10 protein-coding genes are annotated in these 12051 nt (G+C 72.0%); 3 read left to right on the top strand and 7 right to left on the bottom strand.

All coding sequences use genetic code 11. The features are described 5' to 3' along the window. Window positions 1-24: 24 nt before the first annotated feature. Complete coding sequence (locus tag ACZ56L_RS10265; protein ID WP_345219292.1) at window positions 25-294, bottom strand: chaplin; 270 nt, start codon at window positions 292-294, stop codon at window positions 25-27. Window positions 295-1131: 837 nt separating this feature from the next. On the opposite strand from ACZ56L_RS10265, the gene ACZ56L_RS10260 reads away from it, so the two are divergent. Continuing rightward, the gene (locus ACZ56L_RS10260) at window positions 1132-2172 is read left to right on the top strand and encodes an alpha/beta fold hydrolase (protein ID WP_468685405.1); all 1041 of its coding nucleotides are present in this window, start codon (window positions 1132-1134) and stop codon (window positions 2170-2172) included. Between the two features lie 25 nt (window positions 2173-2197). On the opposite strand, the gene ACZ56L_RS10255 is transcribed toward ACZ56L_RS10260, so the two are convergent. From ACZ56L_RS10255 to ACZ56L_RS10235, 5 genes are all read right to left on the bottom strand, one after another. Then, on the bottom strand, window positions 2198-3637 hold the full coding sequence (locus tag ACZ56L_RS10255) for an FAD-binding oxidoreductase (RefSeq protein ID WP_471063066.1): 1440 nt from the start codon (window positions 3635-3637) through the stop codon (window positions 2198-2200). Between the two features lie 107 nt (window positions 3638-3744). Then, the gene (locus ACZ56L_RS10250; protein ID WP_471063064.1) at window positions 3745-4989 is read right to left on the bottom strand and encodes a phthiocerol/phthiodiolone dimycocerosyl transferase family protein; all 1245 of its coding nucleotides are present in this window, start codon (window positions 4987-4989) and stop codon (window positions 3745-3747) included. 45 nt (window positions 4990-5034) lie between these two features. Beyond that, complete coding sequence (locus ACZ56L_RS10245) at window positions 5035-5769, bottom strand: DUF3159 domain-containing protein (protein WP_471063062.1); 735 nt, start codon at window positions 5767-5769, stop codon at window positions 5035-5037. 62 nt (window positions 5770-5831) lie between these two features. After that, window positions 5832-6476, bottom strand: a complete 645-nt coding sequence (locus ACZ56L_RS10240; protein WP_471063060.1) for a GOLPH3/VPS74 family protein — start codon at window positions 6474-6476, stop codon at window positions 5832-5834. A gap of 734 nt (window positions 6477-7210) precedes the next feature. Further along, on the bottom strand, window positions 7211-8821 hold the full coding sequence (locus tag ACZ56L_RS10235; RefSeq protein ID WP_471063058.1) for an alpha/beta hydrolase: 1611 nt from the start codon (window positions 8819-8821) through the stop codon (window positions 7211-7213). Between the two features lie 327 nt (window positions 8822-9148). On the opposite strand from ACZ56L_RS10235, the gene ACZ56L_RS10230 reads away from it, so the two are divergent. Together ACZ56L_RS10230 and ACZ56L_RS10225 are read left to right on the top strand one after the other, a co-directional pair. After that, on the top strand, window positions 9149-9760 hold the full coding sequence (locus ACZ56L_RS10230; protein ID WP_471063056.1) for a TetR/AcrR family transcriptional regulator: 612 nt from the start codon (window positions 9149-9151) through the stop codon (window positions 9758-9760). Between the two features lie 184 nt (window positions 9761-9944). Beyond that, the gene (locus ACZ56L_RS10225) at window positions 9945-10691 is read left to right on the top strand and encodes a MerR family transcriptional regulator (protein ID WP_471063054.1); all 747 of its coding nucleotides are present in this window, start codon (window positions 9945-9947) and stop codon (window positions 10689-10691) included. A 70-nt stretch (window positions 10692-10761) separates the two neighbouring features. Here the strand turns inward: ACZ56L_RS10225 and ACZ56L_RS10220 are convergent, their stop codons facing one another. After that, window positions 10762-11955 (bottom strand): GDSL-type esterase/lipase family protein, encoded by a 1194-nt coding sequence (locus ACZ56L_RS10220; RefSeq protein ID WP_471063052.1) that lies wholly within the window; start codon window positions 11953-11955, stop codon window positions 10762-10764. Window positions 11956-12051: the final 96 nt, after the last annotated feature.

Here is a 12051-nt window from a genome sequence, read left to right as displayed (position 1 = left end):
GAGGCCGCGGGCGGGAAGCCGGAATCAGCTGCCGTAGCCACCCTCGTGGTGCTCGCCACCGTTCACGCAGGTGTTGCCGAACGCCGGGTTGAGCACCCCGATGACGTTCACCGTGTTGCCGCAAAGGTTGACCGGGACGTTGACGGGAACCTGCACGAGGTTGCCCGACACGACGCCGGGAGAGTTGGCGGCCACGCCCTCCGCGTCGGAGTCGGCCATGGCCAGTCCGGCGCCACTGGCGATGAGGGCACCGGCACCGGCTACCACGACGGCTGCCTGGGCGAAACGTGACATCAGTTCTCCTTCGAAGAAGCGCGGCCGACCGCAGGATTGCGACCGGCACGGTCCTTCAACGCGCGACCCGACAGAGCGGTAACGGCCCCCGTTGAAATCTTCTGGCAGGAAAGCGGCGGGAAAGCGGCGGCCAATGCCGGGGCGGCGGCAGGAAAGCGGCAGACAGCGCCGCGGCAGCGACAGGAAACACGCAAAGGAAAGGAAAGAGGGCCGCGCGCGGACGGAATGTCCCGGCGCGGGCGGCGCCCGCTCCCCGGCCGACGGACAGCCGCAGCCCCCGGTCCGGCGCCGAGGGCGGGCCAGGACGCTCGTCAGCGCCATGACGAGCAGCCCACCGGCCTCCTCACCGGGCTGCGCCATGCGACCACCCCGCAGCAGATCCCGGGCGCGGCGTACGAGGGCGCGGCCTTCACGCTGCTGCGCGCCCTGGACGAACTCCTCACCGCGTGCGGCGTCGACCCCGGCGCGCCGGGAGCGGCGGACCGCCCGCCGCGCCTGATCGGGGGCGGTGCGCGGGGCCGCGCCTGGACCGGCACCGTCCGCCGCCTCTCCGGCCGCCCCGTCCTCCTGCCCGCCGGTACGGAGCCGGTGGCCCTCGGCTCCACCGCCGGGCCCCGGCGCGGACGCGGACCTCGGCGCGTACCTCGGGCAAGAACTCGACTGGGGGGAGTGCGAGACGACCGCGACGGACACCGGGGACGCCAAGCTGTTCGCGAACCCCGCGCTCCAGTGCGCCTCGGTCGAGGTACCGCTCGACTACGACAAACCGAAGGGGGAGAAGGCCCGCATCGCGCTCACCCGCCTCCCCGCCACGGGCGACGTGCCGCGTTCGACGCGGTGTACGACATCACGAGCGCCCAGGAGGCGAACAAGCTCGCGAAGCGCTGCGCGGACGGCTTCGGCGGCGTCGCGAACCTCGTGAACGCCGGGTCCGCCGACGTCGTACGCGACATGGACGTCATGCGCGAGGTGCTCGGCGACGACCGACTGACGTACCTCGGCTACAGCTACGGTTCCGAGCCGGGCGCCACGTACGCCGCGGCCCACCCCGACAAGGTCCGCGCGACCGTGCTGGACGGGACCGTCTCGCCCGGCCTGTCGGCGAGCGAGCTCCGCCTCTCCTCCTTCACCGGACTGCAGGCCGGGTTCGACGACCTCGCCGCACTCTGCGTGAAATCGCCCGACTGCTTTCTCGGCCCCGGTCCCACGGCTGCGAACGACCGCCTGCACGAGATCGTCCAGCCGCTCGTCGAGATGCCGGCACCGGCCACCGGCGGCCGGAACCCGAGCGTCTGGGACGTCTGCCTCGGCATCAGCGACGGACTGTACTCCGAGAAGAAGTGGCCCGGCGTGCTCGCCGCCCTGACCGCGCTCCGAGCGGGCGACGCCGACCGGATGCCCGCCCTGCGCGACGCCTTCCACGCCCGCACGGCGGACGGCGCCTACGGCCACGACTTCGACACGAACATGGCTGTGTGCTGCATGGATTCCTCCCGGATGACGCCGGAGGAACAGACCGCGCTCGCACGCAAGATCGGAGAGGCGGCCCCGATGTTCGACATCGACGTGTTCACGGCAGGCACCCACCACAGCGAAGGCGAGGCGTGGCCCGCTCCGCCCGCCCGTGGCGAGCCCTGGCTCCCCCATGTCGGAGCAGGCCTCCCCGAGACGCTCGTCGTGTCCGTCACCGGCGATCCCGTGCCGCCGCACCAGGGCGGCACCGCGATGGCGAAGGCCCTCGGCGGAAGCCTGCTCACCGTCGGCGGCAAGCAGCACGGCGCCTACCTCCTCGGCGGCAGCAAGTGCGTCGACGTCGCGGGCAACACGTATCTCCTCGACCTCAAGGCCCCGCCCGCCGAAACCCGTTGCAGCCTGTGACCCGCCACTCCCCGCCGTCGCCGCCTCACACGGGCGTGGAGCCGGCGTCGGCGGTCCGGACGGGGAGCGGTGTGGCGGCGAAGACCGAGTCCGGGTCGACCGCGGACTTCACGGCCAACAGGCGTTCGGCGTTCGGCCCGTAGGAGTGCGCGACCTGCTCGGGCGTCTCCGGTCCCAGGAAGTTCACGTAGCCGCCCGGCAGGGAGAAGGGCCCAAGCGCCGAGTGCAGCCCTTCCAGCCAGCGCAGGTGCGGCGAACTGCCTTCTCGGGTGCCCGTGTTGGCGTCGTCGCCGCCCTCCCACAGGGAGATCAGCTCGACCATCAGGTGCGGTTCGCGTCGGCCGAACGCGGTCGAACCGAGCGGCGGGCGGGTGGCCGCGCCGTGGAACTGATGCCACACGATCGCGGAGAACGGCGAGGTGAACTCCCGGGCGGCCCGGTCCAGGACGGCCGCCGGCGAGCCGGTGACGCTCCGGACGGTCCGGGTGCGGATCGCGCCCCTGCGCCCGGGCGGGAACATGGCGTCCGTCGCGGCCAGCGTCGCGGACCGGGCGACAGGTCCCACCTCGGCGAGCAGGGGTGTGCCGAGCTCGGCCAGGGCACGCACCGGCCCGTTCTCGGCGTTCCCCACGTGCGGGTCCCCCGACCAGGTCGGCGCGACGTACACCGTCGGCTCGCCCTCCGGGCCGGGCAGGAACCCCACGTCCACCGTCAGCTCGTCCGGAGAGCCCTGAAGTATCTCCGTGAGGTCGGCGAGCACACGCGCGCTCTGCGCGATCGGGTACAGGATGGTCCCCGACACCACCGTCGGCACGGGGTGCAGCCGGATCCGCGCCGAGGTCACGACGCCGAAGTTGCCGCCGCCACCGCGCAGCGCCCAGAAGAGGTCCGGATGGTGTTCGGCGTCGGTGTGCACGAGTGAGCCGTCGGCCAGTACGACGTCGGCGCCCAGCAGGTTGTCGGCCGCGAGCCCGAACCGCCCGAGCAGCGGGCCGTACCCGCCGCCGAGCGTGAGGCCGACCATTCCGACCGCGCCGGCCGTTCCGGTGGCGGCGGTCAGGCCCACCCGCTCGGCGGCGGACACGACGTCGGACGAGAGCGCTCCGCCGCCCACCGTCGCGAACCGGTGAGCGGCGTCGACCCGGACGTCCCGCATGCAGGTCAGATCGAGGACCAGCCCGCCGGGGCGGAACGCCCGGCCCCAGAAGTCATGGCCGCCGCCACGCACGGAGAGCGGCACTCCGTGCCGGCGCGCCGCGCGGACTCCCGCCTGCACGTCGGCCGTGGACGCGCACCGCACCACGACCGAGGGCCGGACGTCGACCGCCGCGTTGAACAACGCCACCGCCCGGGTGTACTCCGGTCCGTCGGTGAGCACGCGGCCTTCGGGGATGTGGGACCGCAACTCGGACAGCAGGGCGGCGCTGACCGCGTCGCCGGCATGTGCGTCGGTAATGGACTGCATGGTCACTCCTGTGTGTCGTTGATCGGGTGCGGTCGTCAAGGGTGCGGCGGGGGACGGGAGTTGGGAGCCGGGGGTCGGGTCCGACGGCTCGGTCGGTCCTGAACGGATCAGGCGGACGGGGAGTCCGGCTCGGCGCACTGCTGGGCCAGCACTGCTGCCAGGCCGGGCAGCAGCCCGGCCACGGGATCGTGGGTCAGCTCCGTCATGCGCAGACGCCCCCCGTGGGTGACGACGCCCAGGACGTGTTCACCGCGCAGTTGGGTGGTCTGCGCCGGCCCCCAGAGGGCGGTGAGCGAGGCGCCGCCGTGCGCGGGCGCCCGGACCACCCCGAGATTGGTGATCTGGAGGTCGGCGGCGGTGACGGCGGTCATCATCGCCTCGGCCTCTTCGGGGGTGGCCGGCGGCTGCTGCTCCAGCGCCGCCGAACCGGCCTTGAGGACCTCGGGTGCGCGCTGGTGCTCCAGTGCCCGGTGATGGTGCCGGGCCAGTTCCCAGAAATCTCCGGCCCGGGACGCCTCGCTCGCCGTGCGCGCTCCCGCGAACCGGTTCGCGACGGCGTCGGGCAGACGTGCGGCTCGGCGCAGGTCGACCGGGCTCAGCACCCGCACCCGGGCGCGGCCCGCCCGGTGGAGGACCGTGCAGGCGGCGGCGCACAGCGCTGCGTGCACGGACACGCCCTCAGCGCGGCAACGGCTCACGAGCCGTGCGGTCGGAGCGGGCGACAAGGCCAGGGCGGAGACGTGCGGTACCCGCCCTGAGAACGGCGTCAGCTCACCGGGCGCGCCCGGTGTCTCGTCCTGGGGCGGCCCCGCGTGCGGCGCCGCAACGTCGAGAGCACGCAGGAGAGTCTCCTGGGAGGGCGGAACATCCCCCTCCGAGGCCAGCCCGCCGACCTCGTCGCCGAGGGCGGCGACGAGGTCCGCCACCACCCGCATGCCGCCGGTCCCGTCGGTGATCTGGTGAGCGAAGGTCAGCACGATGACGCTGCCCGCCTCCGCGGGAATGAGTACGGTCCGCCAGAGCGGGCCGGGCTCCGGCGCGACGGGGCGCGTCTGCTCGTCGGCGACCACCGCCTGCCAGGGCGTTCCCTCGGGGGCGACTTCGACTCCGACCGGACCTTGGGCCCAGCGGTACCGGGCCCGGGGAACCCGGCGGTCGACCGAGACGCGAAGCAACGGGTGCCGGGCCCGGACCTCCCGCAGTGCTCGCTCCAGAGTCCGCTCGGAGACCTTCCGGTCGATCTCGGCGACCAGGGAGAACTGGACGGGATTCCGGTGCGTGTAGAGGTCGATGGCCCGCTCGAAGGCTCCGAGTTCCCGCACCGTCTCCGCGTGCGCGCTGCTGCTCGACATTTCAGGGTCCTTTCTCTGCTGGGGTGATGTGCGGTGACGGCGTCGCTACCCGGACGCACCCCGCTGGGGCGGGAGTCCGGGCTCCCGCCGCGCGATCGCCTCGGCCGGCCGGTTCGCCTGCATGCGCCGGGACGTCCTGCGGAAGGCCCAGGCCACGACCACCGCGGCCAGCACGGTCAGCGGGGTGCCCATGGCGATCTTCGCGAAGGCGAGCCAGCCGGTGGCGTCGTGAACGTAGAGCCACTGCTTCACGACGAACCGGCCGCCGAGGACGAGTGCCACGGCGAGGGTGGCCGTGTCGTGCGCCCGCAGCACCTGACGGTCCGCGCGCCAGGCGTACGCGCCGCCGTGCAGGAGGTTCCACACGACGCCGGTCAGGGGGCGGCGGAGGAGGACCGAACCGAAGGTGGCGAGGAAGCCGGCGAAGGCCACCCAGATGCCCAGCAGGAAGAAGTCCTTGGCGGAACCGGTGAGCGCGACGATGCCGGCCGCGACCAGCACGCCGGCCAGACTGCCGGAGGCGGCGAGGAGACGTTCGCCGCGTACCAGCCGGACCACGGTGAGCACCGCGCCGGTGGCGACGGCCGCGATCACGGCCGTCTTCGTGGACAGCAGGGCGAGGGCGATCACGAACACCACGACCGGGACGGTCGAGTAGAGGAATCCCGCCGTGCCGCCCAGGGACTCCAGCATGGGCGGGCGCGGGGCGGCAGGTGGCGTACTGCGTTCGTCCCCGCCGTGGGCGGGGGAGGGGCCGTGCTTGCTCCGGGGGTGGGACATCGATCACTCCTGTTCGCGTGCTGGGGGTTTCAGTGCTTGCAGGACACCGGTGGCACCGCTGTTCAGGCGCTCCAGCCGCCTCCCACGGCCCGGCTGGCGAGGTAGGAATCGCGCAGGGCCTTGCGCAGTCCGGGGACGAGGGCGTCGAACCGCGCCGCGTGCGCCGTGAGAGCGGACTTGTGGGCGCGGCGGCCCTCCTTGCTCCACACCGGGGTCAGTTCCAGTTCCGCGGCCAGGACGGCCATGGCCAGTTCGTCCGTCAGGTGCTCCGCGGAAGCGCCGTCGAGGACGGTCGAGCGCACTCGCTCCTGGAGGTCGTGCACCTGTCGCGGGCGCACGACGGTGACGCGGTCGGTGGGGATGACCCCGAGTTTCTTCTCCCGCGTGAGCGTGATGTCCCCGCGGGCGAGCAGTTGATCGCGTACCGGAGCCTCGGCCCTGTGCGCCTTGTCGTGCAGGAACTTGAGCCAGCCCCTGGGCTTGTCCTCGGGCAGGTCGTACCAGACCGAGGCGGTGAACGGATCCCCGGGCGGGTTGCCGGGGAGCCGCCGGACCTTTCCTCCGGTGGCGTCCAGCAGGCCTTCGCGGGTCAGCTCGGCCATGGCCCCGGCCCGCAGCAACTGGCCGCGTCCCTGAATGTCGTCCAGCCGGAACTTCTCCTTTTCGACGGTGTAGCTGAGCAGGTACAGCTTCTGAGCGAGAGTCATGGGCACGTCGGGCTCCCTGCGGGTCGGCCGTCGTCGCGGGGCGAGGAATTCTCGCCGCAGAAAGAGGTGGCGCGCGCAGCAAAAGGATTTTCACTCACCCCTTGCTTCGCGGTCCCCCCGAATCGTCGTGACGGAAAGAGAAGACGTGGAAGGCCGGGAATCCACTCGCTCTTGTGCATGTCGGTGAGTGAATTCCCTGGTGCTGTTCTGCCTTCCTGAGGTGACTCCTACCTCCGGGTCGAGCCGTGAAACTGATGACGTTACGGCACACTTTTGCGGACCCCTGAAAAGGGGCATTTCGTGACGCTGCTGTACTTTTGTGGTCTGCTTCGGAGTTCGTGCCTCAAACGAACGTCATCCGTTGTTCCTTGCTGTTCAGGCGTGTTGTGGGTGGGGGCGCCAGAGACGCAGGGAGCCGCTGCGTCAGGAGTGAATGGCGGACCCGCGACGGGCGGCGCCGTATGTCCGCATGCGCGAGACGGCGACGCGACGGAACGGCCGAGCGAAATGCTGCGGTCATAGGCGCATACGGAATTGTCCGGCGTACGTCTTTCCGTGCTGCGTGACTTCACGTGTGTTCACACGGCGAAAGGCGGCGAGCTGGTCCTCTCGGCCGCGTCATTCACTCGAGCAACTTCGGTGCGGGACCGCGACGAAGGCCGCGAGTGTGTCTTTCCGCTCGCTCGATCGTCGTGCCGTACGGAACGGGTGCGCGGGTGCAGACCGGCCGTGCCTCAATGGTTCGCGGGGACGAAGGGACGAGTGGTGGCGGGAGTGTCCGTCCGGCACACCGTGCCGTTCGCGGGGTGGGTGCCGTGGACGAGGGCGGCGTCAACCGCCTTGTTGACGCACGCATTGATGCCGTAGGAGCCGTGTCCGACTCCCTCACGCGTGAGCAGGACCGCGGAGTCCAGGGTCCGGGTCGTGTTCCCGGCCCAGTGGTGGGGGGTGACGGGGTCCAGTCGGCCCGCGACCACCAGCACCGGCGGTGCGCCGGCGCCCGTGAGCGGCTCGGTGACACGGTCCTTGCCCGGCGCGGGCCACCGGGCGCAGTTCAGGGCGGAGTAGGCGGCCCTGGTCCCGATCCGCTTGGCCTCGGCGACGGCCTTGGCGGCCGCGGCCCGGTGCGCGGCGATCCCCGCTGGGGTTCGCCAGTCGGCGCACCGTACCGCGGTGTGGGCTTCGAACATCGCGGTGGGGACGGGGAAGGGGGACACCGTGACGCTGCGCCACAGGGTGTGCAGGAGTGCGCCGTCGCCGGCTCGCGCGGCCAGCAGCGCCGAGGTCAGCAACGGCCAGGTCTTCTGGTCGCCCGCCAGGGCCCGGGCGGCCTCCAGGGCCATGGCGCCGTCGAGTCGGCCGTCCGGGGTGACGCCCCGGGAGGGCGCGATCCGCAGTGGTTTCGCCTCCAGCGTGTCGATCAGTGCGTCGAACGCCGTCTGCGGGTCCCCCGCTCCGAACGGGCACACCGCGGTCCCTTCGGCGCGGCAGGTCTCGAACCAGGCGTCGAGCGTCCGTTCGCTCGCCAGGGCGACGTCGTGGAGGAAGGCGAGGGAGTCGCCGAACCACAGGCCGGTGTCGACGGGCGCGTCGAGCACCATCTGCCGGACGCGGCGCGGGAACAGGGTGGCGTACATCGGGCCGACCACGGTGCCGTAGGACAAGCCGTAGTACGTGATCTTGTCCTCGCCGAGCGCGGCGCGAAGCCGGTCGATGTCGCGGGCGACGTTGTCGGTGGACAGACTGGCCAGGAACTCCTTGCTCTGCCGTGCGACGCAGCCGTCGGTGAACGCGGCGGCATCGGCCAGGAGTCGCGGCAGGGGTTTGCCCCCGGGGACTGCCGGGTCGAAGGCGGTGCCCGCGGCGGTGGCCCGCTGCTCGTCGGTCAGGCACCGAACGGCCTGCGATCCGCCGACGCCGCGAGGGTCCATCGCGATGACGTCGAACCTGGCGAGCACCGCGGGCGAGAAGGCGCCGGGGGTGCCCGCCGTCGCGGGCAGGTTGCGCAGGGTCTCGGTGGCGGAGACCCCGGGGCCGCCCGGGTTGAAGATCAGGCTGCCGACGCGGTGGTCGCGATCGGTGGCCCGGTGACGCATGACCGCGAGCGGAATCCGCGCGTCACCGGGCTCGGTGTAGTTCCGGGGCACCTGGAGGGTGGCGCATTCGAGGTTCTTCCCGCAGGCGCTCCAGGAGAGAGGGGTCGGGGGCGGGACCGAGGTGGACGTGGCCGTCGTGGAGGTGCCGGACGGTCCCGGGGCGCCGGACGAGCAGCCGGTCAGGACCATGAGGGCTGCGGCGAACGCCGCCCCGTACCGGGCGGCGGGCCTTGGCCGTGCTTGGCTCATGATGGTCTTCCTTTCATCGCGCTCGGACCGCCCTGCGCGGCCGGACCGTGCCGTGCCGGTCGCGCAGGGCGTCGGCCGAAGAGGGCCGATGCGGCCGCGCCTTCCGCACGTCAGGAGGCCGGTGACCGGCCAGGTCGAGCAGAGAGGAGTACCGCAGACGCAGGGCCCTGCTCAGTCCCGGGCGGCAGGCGGTGGGCGGCGAAGCGTGCTCGCCGTCTCCCGGCGCGACCCGACTAGTACGGTGTGTCAGTGGCACGCTAGCACGCTGTGCTAGTACGGTGTACTAGTAGAGTGGTGGAGGAGCGGGAAAAATGAAGGGAGTGGAGCATGGAGACACGCGAGAAGATCCTCCAAGCCGCGGCGGAGATGATCGCCGAGGACATGTCGGCCAACTTGAGCGTGCGGGCGGTCGCCGCGCGTGCGGGAGTGAGCACCGGATCGCTGAGGTTCCACTTCCCCACCCAGCGCGCCCTGCGGGACAGCTTGCTCGCGCGGATCTACGACCGTCTCCTGCCCGGCGACCCGATCCGGGACCGGACGCTGCCGCCCCGCGAACGGCTGCTGAACTGTCTGCGGCAAGTTCTCGCACCGCTGGGCACCAGCGACGACGCGCGGACCGCATGGGGTGCGACGTATCGGGCCTTCATCGAACCCGAGCCGACCGAATCGGTGCGCGACGCCTATCTCGGGCATGCGCGGGAGGCGGAGCGCCGGGTCGAGCACTGGCTGATGGTGCTCGCCGAGGAAGGCGTGCTGCCCCCGGCAGACCACACCCGCAACGTCAGATTCCTCATCACCGTTCTCAACGGTCTCTCCGTCGAACGCGCCCTGCCCGCCCGCGAGTCCGTCCTCATCGCCGAGAACGAGACCCTCAATGCCGCCGTCGACCACGTCCTCTCCACCGGCGTCGCACCACCCGAGGGCGCGACTCGGCAGTGAACCGAGCCCGCCATCCGTGCACAGCGGTCCCCTTCGGGCAGAGGTGCGGGAGCACGGGGGCGGGCGCAGGCGCAGGTGCAGGCAGGCCGAGGCGGCGGACGGTTCGACGAGCACGCGCCCGGTCGTGGAGCCCTTGACGGCGACCGCGGTGAGACGGCGCCCAACGACGAAGGAGACATCGACCATGGCGTGGAGCACACGGGAGATGGCGGAGCTGGCCGGTACCAGCCTCAGGGCCGTCCGGCACTATCACGAGATCGGCCTGATCGAGGAGCCGGAGCGACGCTCCAACGGTTACAAGCAGTACCGCGTCAGCCATCTCGTCCGGCTGCTGCGGATCAAGCGTCTCACCGCGCTGGGCTTCTCCCTTTCCCAGATCGCGGACATGCGGGACGGCCCGCACTCCGCCCCGGACCCGCGCGATCTGCGGGCTCTCGACGCCGAGTTGGCCGCCGGCATCGAACGACTGGAGCACGCGCGCGCCGAGGTGGCCGCCCTGATGCGGAGAACTGCCGCGAGCGACCTCCCCCTCCGCGTCGCCTTCGTGGACGAGGAGGCGGAGCTCCCCGATCCCGACCGCTCGTTCGTCACCGTCCTGGGGACGGTGCTCGGCCCCAACGGCATGGACGCGTACGCGGACGTGCTCGACCAGCAGCCGCAGCCGGTGGCACGCGAACTCGACGAGCTTCCCGCCCACGCGGACGAGCAGGCGCGCCAGAGTCTCGCCGAGCGTCTCGTGCCTTACGTCCGGGGTCTGCGAGCCAGGCATCCCGGGCTGAACGACCTCACTTCGGACGCCCCGCGCGGCCGACAACATGCCGGTCGCACCATCGGCGCGGCCATCGCCGATCTCTACAACCCGGCCCAGATCGACGTCATGCGGCGGCTCCGTGAGCTCTTGTCCGATTCCGGGCGTGAACCCGGCACATGACGGGTGGACGCCCGGCGGTGGGCGGCTGCCCGCCGTCTCTCGCACGTCGTGAAGGCCCTCCCCCTGCCGGTCACGGGCGTCCGGGCCGGTCGGCCGTACCGGCGAAGGGTCCGTTGTCCGCGAAGACGAGCCTGGCGAAGTTCTCGCCGATGCGGCGGTGTCCTTCGGGGCTGGGGTGGATTCCGTCCGGCAGGGGGAACTCGTCGTGGTCGCTCTGCCCGTACAGGTCGAGTCCGTCGAGGTAGTGGAGGTGGGGGTCCTCGGCGGCCCGCTGCTCGACGATGTCGGCCAGGACGTCGCGGACGATCGTGAGCGTCAGCCGCCCGGCGGCGGTCTCGGCCGGATCGCCGGTGGCCCTGAACTTCAAGGTTCCACCGGAGAGGTCCGGCATGAGAGGCCCCGGGGTGTTCTCGTGGGTCGGACACAGGACGGGGGAGACCAGGAGCAAGGGGGTCGCGGGGTGACCTTCGCGGACGGTGTCGAGGAACCCGTGGACGGCGGGGGCGAAGGCGCGCAGGCGCATGGTGTCCCCGTTGACGACGTTGATGCCGAGCTTGAGGCTGATCAGGTCCGCGCGGGTGTCGCGTATCGCGCGGGCGACGAAGGGGTCCACCAGCGCGCTGCCGCTGAATCCGAGGTTGATCAGCTCCACGCCGCCCGCGGAGGCGGCCAGGGCGGGCCAGATGGTGCTGGGGAAGACGGCGTTGGAGCCCTGGCTGATGGAGCTGCCGTGGTGCAGCCACACCCGGCGCCCGGTCCTCGGGGCCGGTTCGACGGGGGCGTCGCTGCGCAGGGCGACGACCTCGGTGATCTCCGCGTGCGGGAGCCAGATCTCGATGTCCTTCTCGCCGACGGGGAGGCCGGTGAAGCGAGCCGTGCCGACCGCGCCCGGGGTGAGTTCCGCGGTCTGGGTCCGCATGTCGGTGACGGTGCGCAGGTTGCCGCCGTCCACCGTGGCCCGGGCGGTGAGGCGGCCGTCGACCAGGAGGTCGTAGACGCCGTCCGGCGGGGCCGGGAAACCCCGGTAGACGCGTTTGGTCGGCAGGGTGTCCAGGCAGACGGTGGTGGCGCTCGTACGGAAGGCCAGCCGGACACCGGAGGGCTGCGTCTCGGCCACGGCCAACTGGTCGTCGGGGATCTGGCGGCGCGCTCGGGCGGGCAGCCGGTGCGGCAGCAGCCCGTGGGCGGTCGCTTCCGCGTCGAGGTGTCCGCGCAGGAAGTCCTCGGTGACGCGGGTGGTGATCAGTTTCTGTTCGGCGCTCATTGCCTCAAGCCTTCTCGCTGGGGGGGGGTGGGGTGCTGCCGGGCGGCATCGGGAAGCACTGGGGGTGACGCTGCCGGTCAGGGGGTGGTCCGGCTC

Source organism: Streptomyces sp. NPDC039736, assembly GCF_055596485.1.
The sequence above is the reverse complement of the archived record's forward strand: the minus strand, read 5'-3'. Positions and strand labels throughout refer to the sequence as shown.